At 29.1% G+C, this 25060-nt stretch carries 19 protein-coding genes; 17 read left to right on the top strand and 2 right to left on the bottom strand.

All coding sequences use genetic code 11. From position 1 onward, the window contains the following. The first annotated feature begins 699 nt into the window (after positions 1–699). The 6 genes from ileS (at position 700) to OW729_RS11470 (ending at position 11915) form a co-directional block, all read left to right on the top strand. Complete coding sequence (gene ileS, locus OW729_RS11445; RefSeq protein ID WP_268061643.1) at positions 700–3816, top strand: isoleucine--tRNA ligase; 3117 nt, start codon at positions 700–702, stop codon at positions 3814–3816. Positions 3817–4290: 474 nt separating this feature from the next. Next, complete coding sequence (locus OW729_RS11450; protein WP_268061644.1) at positions 4291–5493, top strand: cation:proton antiporter; 1203 nt, start codon at positions 4291–4293, stop codon at positions 5491–5493. A gap of 186 nt (positions 5494–5679) precedes the next feature. Further along, on the top strand, positions 5680–6684 hold the full coding sequence (locus tag OW729_RS11455) for a LacI family DNA-binding transcriptional regulator (protein WP_268061645.1): 1005 nt from the start codon (positions 5680–5682) through the stop codon (positions 6682–6684). A gap of 148 nt (positions 6685–6832) precedes the next feature. Then, positions 6833–10333, top strand: a complete 3501-nt coding sequence (locus tag OW729_RS11460; RefSeq protein WP_268061646.1) for an AAA domain-containing protein — start codon at positions 6833–6835, stop codon at positions 10331–10333. A gap of 88 nt (positions 10334–10421) precedes the next feature. After that, entirely contained in the window at positions 10422–11078 is a 657-nt protein-coding gene (locus OW729_RS11465) for a DUF488 domain-containing protein (protein ID WP_268061647.1), read from the top strand. A 195-nt stretch (positions 11079–11273) separates the two neighbouring features. Then, positions 11274–11915, top strand: coding sequence for a 4Fe-4S binding protein (locus OW729_RS11470; RefSeq protein WP_268061648.1), 642 nt, complete (start codon positions 11274–11276; stop codon positions 11913–11915). A gap of 154 nt (positions 11916–12069) precedes the next feature. On the opposite strand, the gene OW729_RS11475 is transcribed toward OW729_RS11470, so the two are convergent. After that, complete coding sequence (locus OW729_RS11475; RefSeq protein ID WP_268061649.1) at positions 12070–12912, bottom strand: DMT family transporter; 843 nt, start codon at positions 12910–12912, stop codon at positions 12070–12072. 387 nt (positions 12913–13299) lie between these two features. Between OW729_RS11475 and speD the strand changes: the two genes are divergently transcribed. The 7 genes from speD to OW729_RS11510 all read left to right on the top strand — a co-directional run bounded on the left by speD (position 13300) and on the right by OW729_RS11510 (position 21112). Next, on the top strand, positions 13300–14109 hold the full coding sequence (gene speD, locus OW729_RS11480; RefSeq protein ID WP_268061650.1) for an adenosylmethionine decarboxylase: 810 nt from the start codon (positions 13300–13302) through the stop codon (positions 14107–14109). A 369-nt stretch (positions 14110–14478) separates the two neighbouring features. Next, a complete protein-coding gene (locus OW729_RS11485; protein WP_268061651.1) occupies positions 14479–15399 on the top strand; it encodes an acyl-CoA dehydratase activase-related protein in 921 nt (306 codons plus the stop codon). Continuing rightward, positions 15371–16471, top strand: a complete 1101-nt coding sequence (locus OW729_RS11490; protein ID WP_268061652.1) for an acyl-CoA dehydratase activase-related protein — start codon at positions 15371–15373, stop codon at positions 16469–16471. The genes OW729_RS11485 and OW729_RS11490 overlap by 29 nt, the downstream gene beginning before the upstream one ends. Then, positions 16452–17408: an acyl-CoA dehydratase activase gene (locus OW729_RS11495; protein WP_268061653.1), complete on the top strand. Its 957-nt coding sequence runs from the start codon at positions 16452–16454 to the stop codon at positions 17406–17408. Before OW729_RS11490 ends, OW729_RS11495 begins: the two co-directional genes overlap by 20 nt. Positions 17409–17494: 86 nt before the next feature. Beyond that, on the top strand, positions 17495–18127 hold the full coding sequence (locus OW729_RS11500; RefSeq protein ID WP_268061654.1) for a TrkA C-terminal domain-containing protein: 633 nt from the start codon (positions 17495–17497) through the stop codon (positions 18125–18127). 262 nt (positions 18128–18389) lie between these two features. Next, entirely contained in the window at positions 18390–19520 is a 1131-nt protein-coding gene (locus tag OW729_RS11505; protein ID WP_268061655.1) for a betaine/proline/choline family ABC transporter ATP-binding protein, read from the top strand. Next, positions 19520–21112, top strand: coding sequence for an ABC transporter permease/substrate-binding protein (locus tag OW729_RS11510; RefSeq protein WP_268061656.1), 1593 nt, complete (start codon positions 19520–19522; stop codon positions 21110–21112). The genes OW729_RS11505 and OW729_RS11510 overlap by 1 nt, the downstream gene beginning before the upstream one ends. A 165-nt stretch (positions 21113–21277) precedes the next feature. Here OW729_RS11510 and OW729_RS11515 read toward each other — a convergent pair whose 3' ends face one another. Then, complete coding sequence (locus OW729_RS11515) at positions 21278–21598, bottom strand: hypothetical protein (RefSeq protein WP_268061657.1); 321 nt, start codon at positions 21596–21598, stop codon at positions 21278–21280. Between the two features lie 232 nt (positions 21599–21830). Here OW729_RS11515 and OW729_RS11520 point away from each other — a divergent pair, with 232 nt between their 5' ends. From OW729_RS11520 to aroB, 4 genes are all read left to right on the top strand, one after another. Continuing rightward, the gene (locus OW729_RS11520) at positions 21831–21968 is read left to right on the top strand and encodes a hypothetical protein (RefSeq protein ID WP_268061658.1); all 138 of its coding nucleotides are present in this window, start codon (positions 21831–21833) and stop codon (positions 21966–21968) included. Positions 21969–22093: 125 nt separating this feature from the next. Next, positions 22094–23107 carry a 3-deoxy-7-phosphoheptulonate synthase gene (aroF, locus tag OW729_RS11525; RefSeq protein ID WP_268061659.1) on the top strand — a complete coding sequence of 338 codons (1014 nt, stop codon included), beginning with the start codon at positions 22094–22096 and terminating at the stop codon, positions 23105–23107. Positions 23108–23120: 13 nt separating this feature from the next. Next, positions 23121–23972 carry a prephenate dehydrogenase gene (locus tag OW729_RS11530; RefSeq protein WP_268061660.1) on the top strand — a complete coding sequence of 284 codons (852 nt, stop codon included), beginning with the start codon at positions 23121–23123 and terminating at the stop codon, positions 23970–23972. Position 23973: 1 nt separating this feature from the next. Next, positions 23974–25035, top strand: coding sequence for a 3-dehydroquinate synthase (gene aroB, locus OW729_RS11535; protein WP_268061661.1), 1062 nt, complete (start codon positions 23974–23976; stop codon positions 25033–25035). The last annotated feature ends 25 nt before the right edge of the window (positions 25036–25060 follow it).

Here is a 25060-nt window from a genome sequence, read left to right on the forward strand (position 1 = left end):
TAGGAGACTATATCACATATTTATTTGCGATTGTATACCATACCTAGTTTAAGCTAGGAGATTATATAACATACTATATAAGCAAGAAAGATTGGCATATAAACCAGTCTTTTTTGCTGTATGTTTATTAAAAATCTAGATTTAATTATAAATTCATAAACATAAATTGACAATAAAATTATGTTATAATATAATAATTAAAAAGTTAATTATTGTTCTATTATGTCAATTACTAAAAAGCAACGAACAGGAGAAGTAATTTAGCTGTATGCTTAAAGAGAGTGGGGATGGTGAGAGCCCATAGCTAAGGTTTTATGAAAATCACCTGGGAGCTGAAGACTGAAAGGTGTTTACTAAGTAAGTCTATCCGTTATTTCGCGTTAAGAAATAGAGTATGTTGGTACTTGAAGCTTATCATAGGTGGTTTATGCAGCTGCGTCCTTATGGGCGTAGCTTTTTTTATATAAATAACAAATGTTATTTAAAGTAAATATTAAATACAATAAATGATAAAAGATAAGAATTTATGTCAATAATAAAAAAATAAAGGATGAGAATCAGTTAAGGGTGTTAGATTGCAGTAAAATATTTTGGTAATAATTAATATTTAATATGTTAACTTTGGAAATAGTAAAAATGAAAAACTGTAAAATATAGCCTAGGAACTGAAAAATAGTCTACTGAAAGGGGATAACAATAATGTATAAAAAGGTAGAAGCTTCTACAAATTTTGTAGAAATGGAAAAAAATATTGCTGGCCTTTGGAATGAAAAAAATGTTATTGAAAAGAGCTTTAATTTAAATGAAGATGGAGAATATTTCACTTTCTATGATGGACCTCCGACAGCTAATGGTAAACCACATGTAGGTCATGTGCTTACTAGAGTTATGAAGGATTTAATTCCAAGATACAAAGTTATGAAAGGATATAAGGTTTTAAGAAAAGCTGGTTGGGATACACATGGACTTCCAGTAGAGCTTGAAATAGAAAAAAAGCTTGGAATTTCAGGTAAGCCACAAATAGAAGAATATGGAGTAGAAAAATTTGTTAAGGAATGTAAAGAAAGTGTATTTAAATATACAAGTCTTTGGAAAAAAATGTCGGAACAATTAGGCTTCTGGGTTGATATGGATGATCCGTATATAACTTATGACAATAACTATATTGAATCTGTATGGTGGGCATTAAAACAAATGTGGACTAAAGAACTTTTATATAAAGGACATAGAGTAACACCATATTGCCCAAGATGTGGAACAGCTTTATCTTCTCATGAAGTTGCTCAAGGATACAAAGATGTAAAAGAAGCTACAGCTTTTGTTAAGTTTAAAATAAAAGGTGAAGAAAATAAATATATACTTGCTTGGACAACAACTCCATGGACTCTTCCAAGTAACGTAGCTCTTGCTGTAAATGAAAATTACGATTATGTAGAGATAATAAATAATGAAGAACACTTAATTCTTGCCAAAGAACTTGTTCAAAAAGTAATAAGTGGAGAATATGAAGTAGTAAAAGAATTTAAAGGAAAAGAATTAGTAGGAACAAAATATGAGCAATTAATGCCATTCTATACTCCAGAAGGAAAAGCTTTTGAAGTGATACATGGTGATTTTGTAACCCTTACAGATGGTACGGGAATTGTACATATGGCACCAGCCTATGGAGAAGACGATAGTCTTGTATGTAAGAAAAATGGTATGGCGTTTATCAATCTTGTTGATACAGAAGGTAAATTTGTAGATGAAGTTGAGCCATGGAAGGGCATGTTTGTTAAAAAAGCAGATCCTAAAATACTTGATTATATGCAAGAAAAAGGAATTCTTTACAAATCAGAAAAATTTACTCACTCATATCCACATTGTTGGAGATGTAGTACACCACTTCTTTATTATCCAAAAGATAGTTGGTTTGTAAGAATGACATCTCTTAGAGATAAACTTGTAGAGAACAACAATAAGATAAATTGGTATCCTGATAACATAAGAACCGGTAGATTTGGTAAATTTGTAGAGAATGTTATTGATTGGGGTATTTCAAGAGATAGATACTGGGGAACTCCACTTCCAATTTGGGAATGTGACTGTGGTCATAGAGAATGTATAGGAAGTATTGAAGAACTTAAACAAAAAGGAATAAACGTTCCAGAAAATATAGAACTTCATAAACCATATATAGATGCAGTTAAATTAAATTGTCCACACTGTGGAAAAGAAATGACTAGAACTAATGAAGTTATAGATTGTTGGTTTGATTCAGGTTCAATGCCTTTTGCACAACATCATTATCCGTTTGAAAATAAAGAAGTATTTGAAAAGACATTCCCAGCACAATTTATATCAGAAGCAGTAGACCAAACTAGAGGATGGTTCTATACATTACTTGCAATATCAACTGCTTTATTTGATACAAATTCTTATGAAAACTGTATAGTTTTAGGTCACGTTCTTGATAAAAAAGGACTTAAAATGTCTAAATCAAAGGGAAATGTAGTAGATCCATTTGATGTACTTGAAAATGAGGGGGCTGATGCTACTAGATGGCATTTTTACACTGCTAGTGCACCATGGCTTCCAACAAGATTCTCTGAAGATGATGTAAAAGAAACTCAGAGAAAGTTCTTAAGCACACTATGGAATGTTTACTCATTCTATGTTTTATATGCTGAATTAGATCAATTTAATCCTTTTGAACATAAAGATTTTGTATCAGACAATGTTATGGATAAGTGGATAATGTCAAAACTTAATACATTAATTAAAGATGTTGAAGAGTATTTAGATAAATACATGATTACTCAAGCAGCGCTTGAATTACAAGATTTTGTTGATGAGCTTTCAAATTGGTATGTAAGACGTAATAGATCAAGATTCTGGACTACAGAACTTACAGAAGATAAGATAGGGGCTTATACAACCCTTTATAATGTTCTTGCAACAGTTGCTAAAGTTGCTGCACCATTTGTTCCATTTATGGCAGAAGAAATATATCAAAACTTAGTTGTGGGATTAGATAAAGAGGCTAAAGAAAGTATACATTTATGTGAGTGGCCAAAATATAATACTAATGCTATAGATTCTGAACTTGAAGAAAAAATGGACTTAGCATATAAAATAGTTAAGCTTGGACGTAGTGCTAGAAATGCTTCAAATATAAAGAACAGACAGCCACTTGCAGAAATGCTTATTAGCACAAAATCTCTTCCAGAGTACTATGGAGATATTATAAAGGAAGAACTTAATATAAAAACGGTAGATTTTGGTGCGGATCTTTCAAAATATGTTGATTTCGAGATAAAACCTAATTTGCCTGTACTTGGAAGAGCTTACGGAAGATTTATACCAGGAATAAGAAAAGCCATAGGTGAATTAAATCAAATGGAATTAGCTCAAACAATAAGTAATGGTAAGTCTGTATTTATAAATGTAGAAGGTTGTGAAGATCAAATAGAACTTACTTCAGAGAACTTACTCGTAACAATGCAGGGACTTGAAGGATTTGCATTTGCAGGAGAAGGAGAAGTTGGAGTAGTTTTAGATACGAATATAACAGAAGAACTTAAAGAAGAAGGATATGTTCGTGAAATATTAAGTAAAGTTCAAAACTTAAGAAAAGAAAGTGGTTTTGAAGTTGCAGATAAAATAAAACTTTATGTTGCTGGAAATGAGGTTTTAGAAGAAGTTATAAGAAAATTTGAAAGTCACATAATGAATGAAACATTATCTGTTGAAGTAGCTTACGATTTAGAAAAAGATTATAATGATTACAAAATAAATGGAGAACAGTTACAAATAGCTGTTGAAAAACAAAACTAGAAATATATAATAATATGCTCTTTTAGGATATGATTTTCCTAGAAGAGCTTTTTCTATGTTTATAAAAGATATTAGGTTGTTTTATAATTAATTTTAGCAATATAAGTTGTTACGAAAATCAAGGCTGTAATGAATAAATGAAAATTATGTTATTCATTTATAATATTATAAAATATACTTTAAAAATCGTTGAAAACGTATAACATATATAAGAAATAGTGCTATGGAAAATATTATAAATAATAAAAATCATATAAAGATAATGTAAAATGAATAAATTGATAATATTTTATTCAAAAAAGATTGAAAAGGGTTCAAAAATATAGTAAAATAATATAGATTTAAATACTATATTAAATGTGCAAACATACAAGCGAAAAGCATTAATAATATGGCATATTACATATATGGTAACTTTTATAATAGTTATATATAACCATTAATTTGTTAAAACTTATAAAGGTGGGAGTAGTTATGCACGCAGAGATTAAATTTCTTATGGATCTTGCAATAATTTTATTAAGTACTAAAGTATTTGGAACAATATCTAAAAAATTTGGTATGCCAGAGGTTGTAGGTGCATTAATTGCTGGTATAGTAATAGGGCCAGCTGTACTTGGAATTGAACACGAAACGGAATTTATAACTGAGATAGCTAAATTAGGTGTAATTGTTCTTATGTTCATGGCTGGAACAGAAACAGATTTAAAAGAACTTAAGAAATGTGGAAAGGCGTCTTTTATTATAGCTGTATTAGGAGTATTAATACCACTAATAGGAGGCTTTGTTGTAGCTGGAGTTTTTGATGGAGAAAATATCTTTCATATAGAGAAAATACAATTGCTTCAAGATATTTTTGTAGGTGTAATATTGACAGCTACTTCTGTAAGCATTACAGTTCAGACACTTCAAGAAATGGGAAAGTTCAGGACAGCATCAGGGACAGCCATACTAGGTGCAGCTATAATAGATGATATATTAGGAATTATAATTTTAGCTATTATAACAGGTATATCTAATCCTTCCGTAAAAATAGGAATAGTTATTTTAAAGATATTAGGTTTCTTTATAACTGCGTTAATTTTAGGATATATTACGCATAAAATTTTAATGTTTTTAATAAATAAGTATAGCGTAAATAGTGCTACAGGAATTATATGTTTTTCATTTTGCCTAATAATGGCCTATATATCTGAAAATTATTTTGGAGTAGCAGATATAACTGGTGCATATTTTGCTGGAATAGTAGTGGGATGTACTCCAGCTTTAAAATATGTTGAACAAAAAATGCAACCTTTATCTATTATGTTATTGTCACCAGTATTTTTCGCAAGCATTGGTATAAAAACAACAATTAGTGCAATTAATAGTAGTCTTATGATTTTCACAATATTATTATTAATTGTAGCTGTACTCACAAAATTTGTAGGTTGTGGCTTAGGAGCTAGAATGTGTGGTTATTCAAGAGAGGAGTCGTTACAAATTGGTACAGGAATGATTTCTAGGGGGGAAGTAGCACTTATAGTTGCAAATGTAGGAGTACCTTTAGGACTTATGCCAAGTAAATTATTTACACCGATTATAATTGTTGTTATAGTTACAACTATATTAACACCTATATTATTAAAACTTGTGTATGCTAATATTAATAATGAAGCGGATTTAGAAATACTATAAATTGTATTAGAAACTATATAATATATAAATTAAATATAAATACTATGAATTGAAGATGACATAGTGAGTAGGTCATTTTCGTTCATAGTATTTATAAGTTTTATACATAATAATATCTATTATATTGCAATTAAATGATTTTATAGATATAATAAGTAAAAGAAAAATTAACGGGAGTTGATAGATATGGCAGCATCAATAAAAGATGTGGCTAGAGAAGCGAGTGTGTCTATTGCTACAGTATCTAGAGTTTTGAATAATGTAGATGTTGTAAATGAAGATACAAAGAAAAGAGTATTGGAAGCGATTAAAAAGTTAGATTATAGACCTAATATAGTAGCAAGAAGCTTAAAAACACAAAAAACAAAGACAATAGGTATAATAATACCAGATATTTCAAACCAAATTTATCCTGAGATAGTTAGAGGGGCTGAGGATGTAGCGAATATCTATGATTATAATATAATCCTTTGTAATACAGATTTAGACCCAGAAAAGGAAATGGAATACTTGAGAGTTCTTAGTGAAAAAATGGTAGATGGAGCAATTTACATAAGTAATTCACTAGAAGATAATATAGTTAAAACTATTAAGACAACTAACATGCCAATAGTTTTAATTGAAACTCATGGAAGAGAAAGTGAATTTCCAAGTGTAATTATAGATAATGAAAAAGCAGCAGAAGATGCTGTTAATTACTTAATTAAAAAAGGAAATAGAAGAATAGCATATATAGGAGCTGACAAAGACGCTGTAAATGCTAGTGCTATTAGATATAAAGGATATGTAGATTCTATTAATAAAAATGGTTTGAATTATGATGAGAATTTAGTATATTTCTGTAAATACTCTCTTAAGGCAGATGATGGATATGATGCAATGAAAGCAATCCTTCAAAAAACACAAGACATAGATGCTGTTTTTTGTGTTAGTGATGATATAGCTATAGGTGCAACAAATGCTTTAAGAGAAAGTGGAATTAACGTTCCTAAAGATGTAGATATGATGGGATTTAATGATACTTATTTAGCTTCTGCTTTTTATCCTAAATTGACTACTATTGCGCAACCTTTATATGATATGGGGTCTGTAGCCACAAGAATGCTTATAAAGAAAATAAATAAAGAACCTCTTGATAAAGAGCTATTTATTCTCCCATATGAACTGGTAGAGAGAGATTCATGTAAGTAGATGAAAAATACATGTCGAAAAGACATGTATTTTTTTTATATAAATACATGGAATAATATGGTATAATCTATAACAAACAAGGTAAAAAATGTAAATTAATATCATTAATTAAATTATCTCCAGGTTAGAAGCGGTAGGAGGTGCTGTTGTGGATTATAAAGAAAAATTTAAGAATGTAGTCTATTACTTGCTAAATGTAAGAAAAATGAAATTTGGAAAAAATAATAAAAGTACAGGAAGAGAAAATGAGGAGATTCAGTGTAAGAAGTGGGAGCAAGAGCTAAATAATATTATTAATGAAGTAGATGAGAATGGAGTTATACCTAATTCTATTAGAGCTTTAGTTGAAGATAATACGGATTATGAAAATAAGGATTTTAATGAGTGGCAAGAAAGTATTGAGGAAATATTATTCCCTCTTCCTTATAGTCAAGCCCAAAAAGAAGTAGTTAAAAAAATAGGAAAAAGTTTTGGAGTTGTAATAGAGGGGGGGCCGGGTACAGGTAAAAGTCAAACAATAGTTAATTTAATTTGTCATTTCTTAGCTCATAATAAAAGAGTTTTAGTTACTAGCCAAAGTGATAAGTCGCTGAAGATGTTATTTAAAAAGATTCCTGAAGATATAAAACCATTATGTATGAGTATAATTGACAATAATTCAGAAGAGATGAAAGAAGTAGAATATTCTATAAGAAAAATAACTGAAAATATATCTTTAGATGGTAATAAGCTGTACAAGGAAACTAAATATTTACAGAATGAACTAAATAAATGTAGTGATAGGCAGAAGCAGTTGTATGATAACTTACAAAGGGCCGAAAAGATAGAAAATGGAACTGTAAAGTATGGTGGCAAGTATTATAAGCTATTAAATATAGCTAAGTGGCTTAAGGAAAATGAAAAACAATATTCTTGGATTGAAGATGAAATAAAGCCTAGACAAAAATGTCCTATGACAGATGCTAAATTTTCAAAGCTAGTATACTTACTTAGCAATTCACAAAAAGAAGAAATAATTCAGTTTTCAAGAATGGAGAGCTTTTTATATAATATACCATCAACTTTAGAAGTTGTTTCTAATATGGAGAAATTTATATATTTAAAATCTAATTACAATAAGTATATAACTATATTAAAAGATTGGTGCGTATCATATAATGTGGATTATAATTATGGTAGAGTAATACATATTTTAGAAAGTACAGAAAAATTTTTGAATGATATTGAGGGGACTTGGTTAGAGAATATCCTTCAATCTTCTCATCAAAGTGAGACTGTAAGAGTAGTTTTAGATCATATGATTTTAAGGTGTAATTTTTATATTAAAAAAATTTGCAGCATTATAAAAGAAATTAATTGCCACTATGTAGAAATACCAAACGCCATAGATGTTATGTATTTATCACAAAAATTACAAGTTATATGTAAACAATATGAGCAAAAAGGTAAAGTAAATAGATTATTTAGGGTATTACATCCTGAATGTGAAGATATTCTTCAAAAATGCAAAGTTGATGGAAAGTTGATTCAAAGTAAAGAACAAGCTCAAATAGCAATAAAATATGTTGAACAAAAATATGTTGAGGAATGTTTAAAGAAGCTCTGGAATAGCTCTGTAAATGTTTATAAAGGAGAAGAAATAGATGAGATTGATTTGACTGTGCTATCTCAATTAGAAGATACAATAAATAAATTAGATACATTAATTAATTGGGATAATATAGTTAAAAACAAAGTTGCTATTGCTATGAGAAATATTGCTTTTTTAAATGATATGGATTGGTATAAGAAAGAAACATATATACATTTAAAACAAGGTATGCTAAGTATTAAGTGTCTTAATGAATATGAAAACATAAAAACATATCTTATAAATTTAAAATCAACTATATCCCAAATAGGTGGGTTTAAAGAAATCGTACAAGCTATAGATAGTTGTGATGTTAAACTTTTAAAAAGTGCTTATGAAAAGTTAGATAGATTAAAAGAAAAAGCACCTAAGCTTAAAGAGATAAACATTTTAATTGAACAAATAGGAGAATGTCCTAAACTTATAGATAAGATGCTAAGAGATGAAGATAAATTAAATATGTTAGTAAAATATAAGAATTTCAGTATAGCTTGGAAATGGAAGCAGTTTGATTATATGTTAGATAAGGCACATCAATTTGAAATTAATGATATAGAAGATAAGATAGAGGTTGAGAAAAATAATGAAAGTAAACTTATAGAAGAAATAGTAGTTAAAAAAGCTTGGAATAACGAATTACATAATATAGGTGAAATGGAAAAGAGGAGCTTATATGCTTGCTTAGATGCCTTTAAGAAAGTAGGAAAAGGAAAAGGAATTCATTCTGATATGTACAAAAAATTAGCATCTAGGGAATTAGAAGTTTGTAAAAGTGTAATTCCTGTATGGATAATGCCTTTAGAAAATGTTATAGAAAATTTACCTGTTTATGGAAATGAATTTGACGTGGTAATAATCGATGAAGGGAGTCAATGTGATATTTTCGCTATTTCAGCATTATTTAGGGCTAAAAAAGCTATTATTATAGGGGACGATAATCAAATAACTCCTGAGGCTATAGGAACTAATACTTGTAAAACGCAAACACTTATAGATAAATATTTAAAGGATATCCCTCATTCTGAATGGTTTGACATGAAGACAAGTTTATATAGCACTGCACTTAGAATATTCCCAGATAGAATTATGTTAAAAGAACATTTTAGATGTGTACCAGAAGTAATAGGATTTAGCAATGAGCTTTGCTATTCAAATGAAATAATTCCTTTAAGACAATCTAATAGTGTTGAAAGACTTGGTTTACCGGTAAAGGCTATAAGAGTACATGGAGAAAGAGATGTAACAAAGCCCATTAATTATAACGAAGCTGAAGCAATAGTAAGCAAGATATCAGAGTATTGTAGAAATCCAAAGTATAAAGGTATGACTATGGGAGTTATTTCTCTTTTAGGGGATGCACAATCAGAATTAATAGAAAGTATTTTAAAAAATAAAATAGGGAATAAGGAAATTAGTGAAAGAAAAATTATTTGTGGTAATGCTTATTCTTTTCAAGGGGATGAGAGAGATATAATATTCTTATCTATGGTGGTTTCAAACAATGTTAAATTTAGCACTTTGACCAAAGAGTCTGATATAAGAAGATTTAATGTAGCAGCAAGTAGAGCAAAAAATAAGATGCTTTTATTTCACTCTGTAGATTTAAAAGATCTAAATCCAGAATGTGTTCGTTCAAAGCTTTTGAGCTATTGTATAAATATAAATAATAATAAACACATGGATTTAAAAAATATATTAGAATCTCAATTTCAAAAGGATGTTTATAGAATGATTAAAGAAAATGGTTATGAAGTAAAGCCACAAGTTATAGTTGGAGAATATAAAATAGATTTTGTAATAGAAGGGGTTAATCATAAAATAGCCATTGATTGTAATGGAGATAAGGAGTCAAAGATAGAAAATTGGGAAGAAGAATATAATAAACAAGTATGTCTTCAAAGAATGGGATGGAGATTTTTAAAGATAAATGGAAGTGAGTTTTATAGAAATCCAGAGGAAACTATGGATAAGTTGTGTAGAAAAATAAGAAATATTGATGTTGATTCGGGAATAGCATAAATAGAATTCTGTGGAATTGTAGTGTTGGTTAAGCCTATACTAGAGATAGTGATTTTAGAAAAATAGCTTTAAAGATGGGGGAATTATTATGATATGTTATACTATTGGACATTCAACTAGAAATTTAAATGAATTTATTACTATTCTTGAAGAATATAGAATTGATTATCTTATAGACATAAGGAGTAAGGCTATTACATCTAATAAATATACTGAAAAATTTAATAGGAGGGATTTAGAAAATAAGTTAAAAGACAATAAAATAAAATACTTTTATTTTGGCGAAGAACTAGGTGAGATAAGGAAGGATGGGAGAGTATTAGATGAAGAGGTCAATGTGGATTTTCATAAAGTTATTGAATGTAATTTATTCAAAAAAGGAATCCATCAGATAATTCAAATGCTAAGAGAAAAACGAAGAGTAGTTCTTATGTGTTCAGAGAGAAATCCGTTAAATTGCCATAGAAGTATTTTAGTGGGGTATACATTATCTAGAAAGGGCATTTATATGGAGCATATAATCGATGAGAGCGCTAGTAAAAGCCAATCTAGAATAGAAGAAGAAATATTTTTAACTTATGAACCAATACTAAAAGGAGAACTAGTTAAAGTAAGTATGCAAGATGTCTTGAATTCTACAGAATATGATGATATATCTCCTAAGGATAGCAAAAGAAAGATAATTGAATATGGTTATAATATGAAATGGAAAGAAATAATTTCAAGAAATCGCCTGAAGGTATAAAAAATATGCTTTCAGGCATATTTTTTTATATTGATGCTACTTATGAAATACTGAAAAATATAGAATAATTTATTACAAAGCTCACAGTAATGTATACATTTAATGGATAATATTTTTAATTGACATATAAATAAGTATATAATAAAATCTTAATATACCCCCTAGGGGTACATTAAGATAAACGGAGGTACTTTAATGAAAAATACACTAAAGAATTGGAAAAAATATGGATATGTGGTATTGATGATATTTATTGTGTTAGGTTTGTTTAATAGAAAAATAGCATTAGTAGCTGTTATATGTATGCTAGGCCCTCTAATGTTGGCATTATTTAATAGAGGTAGATTTTGGTGTGGTAATATATGTCCTAGGGGTATATTCTATGATAATATAATTGTTAAGTATAGTCCTAAAAAGCCTGTGCCTAGATTCTTTAAATCAAAAATATTTAGAGGAGTATTTATAATTTTTATGTTTTATATGTTTGGATCAGGTATTTATAAAAATTGGGGAGATAGTAATGGAATAGGTATGGTGTTTTACAGAATGATAGTTGTTACTACAATTGTGGGAATAGGATTAGGGCTAGTATTTAACCATAGAACATGGTGTAATTTTTGCCCTATGGGAAGTATAGCAGCGATTATATCTTATTTTAAAAAGAATAGAAAGTCATTGATTGTAAAAGAATCTTGTGTTTCCTGTAAGTTATGTGAGAAAAAATGTCCTATGGGTATAGTCCCATATGATTATAAAGGAGATATAATAGATCATCCGGATTGTATTCAATGTGGACAATGTATAAATGTATGCCCTAAGAAATGTATTATAGAATAATGGTGTAATATAATCAATAATGGCAGAGAAAGAGTTTTTACTAAATGTATGTAATTATTTATTAAATCTTAGGTATGAAAAGTTTAATTAGATAATTAATTACATGTATAAGAAAATTGAATTTCTCTGCCTTAGTTTTTATAATTAAGTTAAATTATTTATCATAAAAATAAGATATAGCGGCCATAACTACTATCATAAGTCCACCAATTAAACTCAAAAAATCTGGAACTTCATTCCATATAAAAAGTCCTATAATTGCTGAAAAGATGATATTTGTATAATTATATATAGCCACCTCTGATGCAGGAGCATATCTATAAGAATGTGTTAAAGCAAATTGAGCTATAGCTGCAAAAACACCAGTTAAAATTAAATATACAAATTGCATTTTTGTTGGCATTGTGAATTTTAACATCATCAATGGAAAAGTTCCTATAACTGAAATAAATGAAAAGTAAAAGACTATAGTTGAAGGATCTTCCCTATCTTTTAAAAATCTAACTAAAGTATAGGCTCCACCAGCAAAAGCAGCTGATAAAAATCCAGCAACAGCAGGAGCTATACTTAAATTCCATTGAGGTTTTATAACTAAAAGTGCTCCTATAAATACAACTACCATAGATATAATTTTTACTGGATTTAGTTTTTCTTTAAGAAAAATAGCTGCAAAAAAAGTTATAAAAAACGGAGATAACTTATTAAGCATTGATGAATCTGCTAAGTATAAGTTATTTATAGAATAAAAATATAAGAAAACTCCCATTAATCCTAGCAAAGCTCTTGCCATTAAATATTTTTGATTTTCTTTTTTACCAAACATACTGCTATTGTTTTGTTTTAAAATTGCAAATGCAAGAAAAAGACTTATAAAATTTCTAAAAAACACTTTTTCAAATAATGGTATATCGCCTGCCAACTTAACCATAGCTGCCATAAAAGCAAAACATAAAGCTGATAAAAGCATAAGCGATACCGCTTTTAATTTATTATCCATTTTATCCTCCTGATTTTAAAACTGTTTTATTTCTTAATAAAATATAGAAATTTATAATATTAATCGATGTTTTTATCATTACATTAATCAAGATATACGAGTTATAAAACATATAATATAATAATAACTTTAAATTCTTTCTTTATATTTTCCCTCATAAAAAGTACATACTTTTTATATTCTAACACAATACTAATAGATACACTATGAATAATGATGGTTTTATATAAAGTTATATTTAAAAAGTTATGTTTTGAAAATTATAGAAATTAGTGATTTCTTAAAATATAGCTATATATACTCAAATCTAGGATTAATAAGTAAACGTGTTTTTACACTTGAAACTATTTAAAGAATATAAAAATTTTTCAGAAATGGGGAATAACATTGAGAAGGATAAATAAAAACAAAATACAACTCTATGGATTTAATAATTTAACTAAATCCTTAAGTTTTAATATATATGATATATGCTATACTAAAACTGAAGAAGACCGTGAGAAATACATTCAATATATAGACGAACAATATAACTCTGAAAGATTAACCAAAATTCTAACAGAGGTAACTCAAATAATTGGTGCAAGCATACTTAATATAGCTAAACAGGACTATGATCCTCAAGGGGCAAGTGTAACACTATTAATTTCGGAGGAAGAAGTGCCTATATATGTACTAGATCCATCTTGCAATAGAGGTATTATAACTCCAAGTAGAGAAAATATAGTGGGTCACTTAGATAAAAGCCATGTTACAGTACATACTTATCCAGAAAGTCATCCTCAAAACAATATCTCTACATTTAGAGTAGATATAGATGTATCTACTTGTGGTACTATTTCACCTTTAAATGCACTAAATCATTTAATAGATAGTTTTGATTCAGATATTATAACTATAGACTATAGAGTTAGAGGGTTTACAAGAGATGTAAATGGAAAAAAATATTTTATAGATCATAAAATCAATTCTATCCAAAACTTTATTTCAAAGAAAACTTTAGATAGATATAACTTAATAGATATGAATATATATCAATCAAATATATTTCATACCAAGATGATGTTAGAAGATTTTCGTCTTAGTAATTATCTATTTGAGATAACAGAGGAAAATCTATCTGAAGATGAAAAAAATAAAATTATAAAAGCACTAAAGAAAGAGATGACAGAAATTTTTTATGGTAAAAACGTATAAGAATAGCATCATGACTTAATGAATAATGGCAGAGAAATAAGGTTCTCTAAAATATATCTTAAGATAATTACTAATTTCATTTAGCTATCACTCTAAGAGCTTATCGGGTCTTTTGTTTAGAACAAGAACAAGGAGTATAATGAAAAATTAAATTTTCATTATACTCCTATTCTGGTTACCGGTCACTTGCAACTGCTTACTAAACAATGCTTCGTTACAATATTATCCTATTATGTATATTGAAATATATTTTAGTATATTATTAGATTTAAAAGTTAAATTTCTATTAATGGATTAAAAGTGAATAAAAAGCAATTAATTGTTCAATAATAATTGATGTGAGTTTTTATTTAATGTAGGAGGTATTATATGAAAGTAGGGGTACCAAAAGGGCTTTTATATTATAAGTATTATCCATTTATAGAGACATTTTTAAAAGAAATAGGAGCAGAAGTTATTGTTTCTGATAATACCAATAAGAACATACTAAATGAAGGTGTTAAGTGTTGTGTTGATGAAGCATGTTTACCAATGAAAGTATTTCATGGACATGTAGCTAGTATAAAGGACAAATGCGATATTATAATTGTTCCAAGAATTATGAGAGTAAGAGATAATGAATTTATTTGCCCCAAATTTTGCGGACTTCCTGAAATGATAAAGTATAGTATAGATAATATGCCTTTAATTACGGAACTGCCATTATATATGAATGATGAAAAAGCTTTATATGAATGGGTAAAAAAGTTAGGATTTATGATAACTAAAAATTTATATTCTATAAAAATGGCTTATTTAAAAGCATATGAGAAACAAAGATCATTTAAGGTTGGGATAAATGATGATAAGTGGGATACAAAAATCGCTTTATTGGGTCATCCATACAATGTTTATGATGATTATATTAATATGAATATAGTTCAAAAGCTTCATAAGTTTGAAGTAGGGGTTATAACTGAAGAATTTGTTAAAGAAGAGTATATAGATGAAGAAATAAACAAGTTGTTTAAAAGACCGTTTTGGAGTTTTGCAAGAAATTCCTATGGAGCTGCTTCTTATTTAGTTTCACAAAATAAAATTGATGGGATTATTTATATGTCATCTTTTGCATGTGGAATAGATTCTGTAGTTATAGAATTAATAAAAGATAGAATAAAAGATTTTCCGTTACTTGTAATAAAAATGGATGAGCAAACAGGTCAAGCAGGATTTAATACTAGGATAGAAGCATTTATTGATATGTTAGAGAGGAGGAAAAAAATTGAAAATAACTTTTCCGCACATGGGTAATGTATATATAGCTGCTAAAATATTTTTTGACGATATAGGAGTAGAATATGTTGTTCCGCCAATAAATAATAAAACTGCTCTTGAAATTGGGACAGCTTGTTCTCCAGAAGAAATGTGTTTGCCATTTAAAATAATGATGGGAAATTATTTACAGAGCATAGATAATGGAGCTGATACTATTTTGATAGTAGGTAGTTGTGGCCCGTGTAGATTTGGAGAATACTGCGAGCTTCAAATGAATACTTTAAAAAAAATGGGTCATGATTTGCAGTTTATAGTGTTAGACTATCCTAAAGCTATTGGCAAAGAAGAGTTTATGCGTAGAGTAAACCTGTTGTTATCTGAAAGTAAGAAGAGCAATAGGGACAAAATAAAGGCGGGTTTAAAAGGACTTAGAGCCATAAATTTAATAGATAAAATCGAAGAAAGAGCTCATTACTTAGCAGGGTATGAGGTAAACAAAGGTGAATGCAAAAAAATACTTAACAATTGTAAAAAAGAAGTATTTCAGACAAGTGATTCTACAAAAGCGTTAGAAATTTTAGAACAATATAGTAGGAAGATCAATAAAGTAAAGATAGATAGGAACAAAAATCCTATTAAAGTATCTATAATAGGTGAAATTTATACAGTAATAGATGAGTTCCCAAATCTAAATATTGAAGAAAAGCTTATGGACTATGGTGTATGTAGTAAAAGAAAATTAACACCTAGTTGGTGGCTGAAAGATGCACTAATGAAAACGATAAAAGCTAACTCTATAGATTTAAGATTAGCTTCTAGGGAGTACTTGCCTTACTATGTAGGTGGGCATGCTAGAGAATGTATAGGGGAAGCTGTAATGGCGTATAAAGATAATTGTGATGGTGCTATTCAAATATTTCCTATGGGTTGTATGCCAGAGATTATAACAAAAGCAATACTTCCAACTATATCTAAAGATAAAGATTTTCCAATAATGAGTTTAGTAGTAGATGAAATGACAGGGGAAGGTGGATATGTAACAAGAATAGAAGCTTTCCTAGATCTATTAGAAAGGAGAAGAAAAAAAGATGTATCATATGGGTGTTGATGTAGGATCAGTAAGCACAGATATAGTACTTACTGATAGTGCTATGAATGTAGTTGAAAGAATATATTTAAGAACTAAAGGAAAGCCTATAAATGCTGTTCAAGAAGGATTTAAAATGTTGAAAGGTAAGTATGATGATAAGCAAATTCAAAGCGTAGGTACTACAGGAAGTGGTAGGCATATTGCAGCAGCTTTAATCGGTGCAGATGCTATAAAGAATGAGATTACAGCTCATGCCTATGCATCACTATTTATAGATAAGAATGTTAGAACTATAATAGAAATAGGTGGTCAAGATTCTAAGATAATAACCTTAAAAGACGGGGTTGTAACAGATTTTGCTATGAACACAGTTTGTGCTGCTGGTACTGGATCTTTTTTAGATAGGCAAGCTGAGAGATTAGAAATACCAATTGAAAACTTTGGAGATTATGCGTTAAAGTCACAAGTTCCAGTGAGAATTGCTGGGAGATGCGCAGTTTTTGCTGAATCAGATATGATACATAAGCAGCAGTTAGGATATAATCAATCCGATATAATTATGGGGCTATGTGAGGCGCTTGTGAGAAATTATTTAAACAATGTAGCGAAGGGAAAAGATATAGAGCAAAAAGTATTTTTCCAAGGGGGAGTAGCAGCTAATAATGGGATAAAAAAAGCTTTTGAAAATGCTTTAGGATTTGAAGTATATGTACCCAAAAATTATGATGTAATGGGTTCTATAGGGGCAGCTATGCTAGGAGCTGAGGCAGTAAAAAAAGTTGGGAAAACTAAATTTAAAGGATTTGATATAGCAGATAGAAAATTTGTCTCTTCAAGTTTTGAATGTAATGGATGTCCTAATAGATGTGAAGTAGTTAATATAAAAGATGGATCATCTGTGGTTGGATGCTTTGGAGATAGATGTGGTAAATGGAGTGAAAGACAAGTAGTTTAAATAAATTTCCATTCAAAACAACTTTATGTTATAATCTTAGTTGCCTAGTTGGCAATTGTATCATAACAAATGTTGGAGGTTTTAGCATGAGTGAGCGTCTTGAAATGCCCCGTTATGTAAAAATAGCAGTAGATGTTGCCATGAGAATATATAAGGGTTATATACAAGAGGGAGAAAAACTAAGAGGAAGATCTTTACTAGCGGGAGAGTATAATGTTTCCCCAGAAACTATTAGAAAGTCAATGAAGCTACTTGAAGACAAAGGTGTAGTTGAAGTGAACAAGGGTAGTGGAATTATTGTAAAATCTATTGATAAGGCTTATGGGTTTATTGAGAGTTTTAAAGAAAAAGAGAGCATAGGATCATTAAGAACTAATATGAAGAAACTACTTCAAGATAAGAATGATATAGAAAGAAAAATTCAGGACATAAATGAAAAAATTATAGATTATTCATATAGATTTGGAAATATAGATATGATAAAAACTATAGAAGTAGAAATAACAGATTCAGCATCTATTATAGGTAAAACTATAGGAGATAGTGAATTTTGGCAAAATACTGGAGGAACTATAATAGGAGTAAAAAGAAACGATGATATTTTAATATCACCTGGACCTTATCTGGAGTTTAAAGTTGGGGATAAAATTTTAGCAGTTGGCGATGAGGATGTAGTAGACAGAATAAAGAAATTTTTAGGTGTTGATGAAATTAGATAATAAGTAAGATAGAAATAACTAAAGCTATAAACTTTTGTTGTTTCTGAAACATGGATGATTACTTTGATTATTGAACAAAGCAATCATCCATGTTTTTTTATAATTTGACGACAAACAACCTTTATGATAAAATAAAGTTGTTGCTAGATACAACTTAACAAAAAATTAGGGTTGTTTGTTTGGATAATTAATGAATATAGTTGGAATATTGTATCGAATATGAAGTGAATAAGTTTAACTTTGTATTAAAAGGGGGAAAGTTATGATAGAACTAATAGATATAAAAAAATCTTTTAAAAATAGTCATGTATTAAAAGGTATTAATTTAAACATAAATAAAGGCGAGTTAGTTGTATTTATAGGACCTAGTGGTTGCGGGAAAACTACAACATTAAAAATGCTAAACAAATTAATAAAACCAACATCAGGACAAATACTGATAAATGGAGAAGATATAAGTAAAAAAGATACAATTGATCTTAGAAGAAACATGGGATATGTTATCCAACAAACAGGGTTATTTCCTCACATGACAGTAGGTGATAACATAGGTTTAGTTCCTTATCTTAAAAATTGGGATGACGAGGAAATAAGAAAAAAAACTTGTGAATTATTAGAAATGGTTGGAATGGAGCCAGATAAATATATCGATAGGTATCCAAATGAGTTAAGTGGTGGACAACAACAAAGAATAGGAGTGGCAAGAGCTTTTGCAACAAATCCTGAGATCATCCTAATGGATGAGCCTTTCAGTGCCCTTGATCCAATAACAAGGAATTCCCTTCAAGATGAATTATTCAATCTTCAGCAAAAACTAAAAAAAACAATTGTTTTTGTTACCCATGATATGGATGAAGCTTTAAAATTAGGAGATAGAATATGTATTATGAAAGACGGAGTTGTTCTTCAATATGATACTCCGGAAGAAATTTTAAAAAATCCTACTCATGGTTTTGTAGAAGAATTTATAGGTAAAAATAGAATATGGAATCAACCGGAATTTATTAAAGCTGAAGATATAGTTATTGAAAACCCAGTAAAAGCACTAGAAAATAGAACTGTTCTTCAAGCTACTGAAATTATGAATGAAAGACATGTAGATAGTATTATAGTAGTTGATAGTGAAAATAAATTAAAAGGGATTGCAACATTAAAAGACGTAAGAAGAAATATAGATAGAAAGCTAACTTTATATGATGTTATGGAGAAGAATGTTGTTGCTGTTACAAAAGGAGATTCTATTGTTGATGTATTAAAAGTTATGAATGAAAAAAATGTAGGATATATTCCTGTAGTAGATGATAATAACAAATTAATAGGGCTTATTACTAGAAGTAGTCTTATCAATGTGTTAAGTGGACAATTTTTAGACGAAGAGGGGGTAGGCCTATAATGAAAGGTTTTTTTACGTATTTTGGAGATAAAAGTAATCAGATATTTCAGTTGTTTGCGCAACATTTAGGACTTACTGTTGCAGCTGTTGCTGTTGCTATAATAATAGGAGTGCCTCTTGGCATATTAATAGCTAGAAAGAAAAAATTAGCTGGATTTGTAATAGGAGTTACCAATGTAATACAAGCAGTTCCAAGTCTTGCACTCTTAGGATTTTTAATTCCGCTTTTAGGTATTGGAAGTACGCCCGCTATAATCATGGTATTTTTATATTCTTTACTTCCTATAGTAAAAAATACTTATATAGGACTTAAAAATATAAATCCAGATGTAATAGAGGCCGCAAAAGGTATAGGACTTACAGGTGGACAAACTCTTAAGATGGTTCAGTTACCTTTAGCTCTTCCGGTAATTATGGCAGGTATAAGAATAGCAGCTGTTACAGCGGTAGGACTTATGACAATAGCAGCATTTATAGGTGCTGGTGGTCTTGGATATTTAGTATTTACAGGTGTTCAGAGAGTAGATAATTATATGATTTTATCTGGAGCTATTCCTGCGTGTATATTAGCCCTTTTCATGGATTTTGTAATTGGAAAGATAGAAGATGGGGTTGTTCCAGAGGGTATAAAAGTTAATTCAAAAAGTGAGAAGCCGAAAAAAAGAAAGAGTAGAAATAGAAAAGACGAAAGAAGAAAGAAGGCTACAGCTATAGCTGTTTTAGTTTCTATAGTAGTTATTTTAACAGGTGTATGGGGATATAAAGCTATTGGTAAAAAAAATACTATAGTAATAGGATCTAAAAACTATACTGAACAGTTAATTTTAGGTAATATGTTTGCTTCACTTGTAGAAAATAATACAAATATAAAGGTCGAGAGAAGAATGAATTTAGGGGGATCAAGTGTTATTTGGGAGGCTATGAAGAGTGGAGATGTAGATGTATATGTAGAGTATATAGGAACAGGCCTTGTAAGCATAATGCAGAGGGAAGTTATTTCTGATTCAGATAAAGCTTATAATGTGGTTAAAAAGTATTTCCATGAAGAATATGGTGTTGAATGGTTAAAACCTCTTGGATTTAATAATACTTATGTTATGGCTGTTAGAGAAGATACAGCTAAAAAATATAACCTTAAAACGGTATCTGATCTTGCCAGAGTAAGTGACCAACTTGTCCTTGGTTGTACTATGGAATTTTCTGATAGAGAAGATGGATATGTAGGAATGAAAAAGTTATATAATACCAACTTCAAAAGTGTAAAACCCGTTGATGGAGGAATAAGATATACGGCAATACAAAATAAAGAGTCAGATGTTACGGATGCTTTTATGACAGATGGGTTATTAAAAGCATTTAAGCTGAAAACATTAGAGGATGACAAACATTTATTTCCTCCATATCATGCAGTTCCTGTTATTAAAGAAGAGGTTTTAGAAAAATATCCTGAACTAAAAGAAGTTTTAAATAAATTATCTGGTCAGATTAATAATGAGATTATGAGAGAATTGAATTATAAAGTTGATAAATTAGGAGGAGATCCAAGAGAAGTTGCAGATGAGTTCTTAAAGGAAAAAGGATTGTTAAAGTAAAAAGGAGTGTTAAAGTAAAAAGGAGTGTTAAAGTAAAAAATAATTAAATAAGAATTATAATTTTTATTATAGTAGATTTGACAATTAAAAATAAAACCTTAAATAGAGTAAAAGCACAGGAGTAGTGGGCATTCCTGTGCTTTTTTAATACCACAATCTTTTATATTAACAGCAGAACCAATCAAAGAATGATCCGCAAGAATTGCATGGATTATTACATCCACAATCACAGCAACAACAGTCACAATTCTTATGATGTTTGTGATGCTTATGATGTTTTTCACAACAACAAGTTTTACAACAACAGCAATTAGTAGGTTGACAGCAGTTATTAGAACAACAACAGCTAGTAGGTCTACAACAATTATTAGAACAACAAGAATTTACAAATCCATTACAACAGGAATTACCACAGCCACGATTACGATTACCACCGCAACCACATTTAGCTAGGATTAATAAAAGTATCAATAAGCCACTTCCCATAGAGAAATCACCTCCCTATATTAGAATGATGTAGCTTGTCTTATATCAAAGTACAGACAAAGGGGAGTTACTATAGTATATTAATTGTTGGTCAAAAATGTTAATAAAAATATAAATATAATTAATAAAAAGATTGACATAGCTGATAAAAATGATATAATGAAAAACAATATAAATTAATTTAGAATTTTAAGTATATTTTTAAAATAAAAATATTTTGGAGGAAGTTTAAATGAACAATCTTATTAGAAAGGGAATGGCAGTAAAATTTGATATATACTTTAGCTTGGGCTTTTATTTTAGCGCTAGCTATTTGCCATACAAAAAAATAAAAATTCCGATTTCTAATGAGTACTATAGGGTTAATTAACACAAAAATGATTATAAAAAACTTTTTAATATATTTAATATTGTAAAGTATGATTATAATAAAAACTCACTCGTTAGTGGGTTTTATTTTTTTAAACTTTTTTAAAAATGAAGGGGGCAATTATTATGATAATTGTAATGAAACCAAATGTATCAAAAGAAAAAATTCAAGATTTGAAAACAAAGCTAAATGGAAGAGGAATTGTTGTAAATTTATGGGAAGGAGAAAAATATTCTGTCCTTGGATTATTAGGAGACACAAGTTCAATCAATCCAAGTCAAATTCAAGCAGATGAATGCGTTGATAAAGTATTACATGTACAGGAACCTTATAAAAAGGCCAATAGGCTTTTTCATCCAGAAGATACTATAATAAAAGTTGGAAATGAGGAAATAGGAAGCTCAAAAATAGCTGTAATGGCAGGCCCATGTTCAGTAGAAAGTGAAGAACAATTAATAGGAATTGCAGAGAGAATTAAGAAGTCAGGGGCAGGCTTTTTAAGAGGTGGGGCATTTAAACCAAGAACATCTCCATATAGCTTTCAAGGTATGAAGGAAGAAGGGCTAAATATATTAAAAAAGGCTAGAGAAATAACAGGACTTCCTATAGTTACTGAAATTATGTCTACAAAACTGGTTGAAAAATTTGTTGAAGATGTTGATATAATTCAAGTAGGGGCAAGAAATATGCAAAACTTCGATTTATTAAAAGAGTTAGGTAGAACTAAAAAAACTATATTATTAAAAAGAGGGTTATCTGCTACTATTGAAGAATTTTTAATGTCTGCTGAATACATAATGGCAGGAGGAAATGATAATGTTATTCTTTGTGAGAGAGGTATAAGAACTTTTGAAACATACACAAGGAACACCTTAGATTTAAGTGCTGTACCAGTAATAAAAAAACTAAGTCATTTACCAATAATTATAGATCCTAGTCATGCTGGAGGAATGTGGTGGCTTGTAGAACCTTTAGCTAAAGCTGCAGTAGCTGTAGGAGCAGATGGGCTTATGATAGAAGTTCACAATGATCCTGTAAATGCTAAAAGTGATGGGGCACAATCATTAAAACCAGAAAAATTTGACTCATTAATGAAATCATTAAGACAAGTTGCAAAAGCTGTGGATAAAGAGATTTGATGAGGTGATATGTGTGGATAAGATAGACTTTAATATAAGTATTGTTGGCATAGGATTAATAGGGGGATCCTATGCCATGTCCCTAAAAGAGTTAAGCTTAGGAAAAATCTATGGGATAGATATAGATGAAAAAGCTTTAGAAGATGCAGAAACAATGGGTATTATAGATAAGGGATATGTATCACCAGAGATTCCATTAAAAGATTCAGACTTAGTTATAATATGTTTGTATCCTAAATCAGTAAAAAAATTTGTTATGGATAATATAGATAATTTTAAAACAGGAGCAATTATTACAGATGTTACAGGAGTAAAAACCAAAATTTTGGATGAAATTAATTATGGTTTAAGAGAGGATTTAGATTTTATATTTGGACATCCTATGGCAGGAAGAGAAGAAAAAGGTTTGAAATTTTCTTCAAAGGAAGTGTTTAAAGGAGCTAACTATATAATAACTCCTACAAATAGAAATAAATGTGAAAATATAAAATTGATTGAAGATATTATTAAAAAGATAGGATTTAAAAATATAATGACAGTTACTCCAGAGGAGCATGACAAAATTATAAGTTTTACAAGCCAATTACCTCATGTAATAGCTGTATCTTTAGTAAATAGCAATAATTTGGACTTTGATATAGGATTATTTACAGGAGATAGTTATAGGGAACTTACGAGGATTGCCCAAATAAATTCTGAATTATGGACAGAACTTTTTATAGAAAATAAAATTAATTTAATTAAAGATATAGAGATTTTTGAAGAGAACATAAAAAAATTTAAAGAAGCTATAATAAAGGAAGACAGGGAAATGCTCATAAAAAGTATGGATAATGCTAGAAAAAGACGAAAGGAGATGTCTTAATTTGAAAGCACTCAATATTAATCTTACACATAAGACATACCCAATTTATATTGAAAAAGGATTGATGAACTCTATAGGAGAAGAAATTAAAAAAATATATGCTAGAAAAAATATAGTTATTGTATCAGATAAAAATGTATGGAGATTCTATGGAGATAAATTAGTTGAAAATTTAAATAAGAGTGGTTTTAAAGTCAATAAAATTGTTGTGGAACCTGGTGAAAAAAGCAAATCTTTTGATGTACTTTTAAATATATATAACAAACTTTTAGATTTCGGAGTTACAAGAGGGGATCTAATAATAGCTTTAGGTGGAGGGGTTATAGGAGATCTAACGGGTTTTGCAGCAGCTACATTTCTTAGAGGAATACCTTTTGTACAAATTCCAACATCTCTTTTAGCTCAAATAGATAGCAGTATAGGAGGAAAGGTTGCAGTAGATTTAAATAGGGGTAAAAATCTTGTGGGAAATTTCTATCATCCAGAAGCAGTTTTTATAGATTCGGATGTTTTAAGTACATTGGATGATAGGTATTTATATGATGGTATGGCAGAAGTCATAAAATATGCTTGTATAAGGGATGAAAAACTATTTTACAGATTATTAAGTTACAATAGCAAAGAAGAGCTCATTCAAAATATGGATTATATAATTGAAACCTGTTGCAATGTAAAAAAAGAGATAGTTGAGAGAGATGAAAAAGATACAGGGGATAGGATGATTTTGAATTTTGGACACACTATAGGTCATGCTATTGAAAAATATTTTAATTTTGAAAAATATACTCACGGAGAAGCAGTAGCACTAGGCATGTATAGTATAACTAAAAAAAGTGAAGAACTAGGATTAACAGAAAAAGGTGTTAGTGAAAATATAGCTAAAATGCTAAAAAAATATAATCTTCAATATGAGATAGATATAGAAAATAAAGATACAATATTAGAAGCTATAGGAGTAGATAAAAAAAATAGTGGTAAATTTATAAATATAATAATCTTAAAAAAAATTGGAGAAGGGTTTATTCATAAGATAGAGAGAGAAGAAATTAATAAGTTTATATAAAGTATATTAATTGTTTATAATTTAT

The sequence above is a fragment of the Clostridium brassicae genome (assembly GCF_026738875.1).
Lineage (GTDB): Bacteria > Bacillota > Clostridia > Clostridiales > Clostridiaceae > Clostridium_H > Clostridium_H brassicae.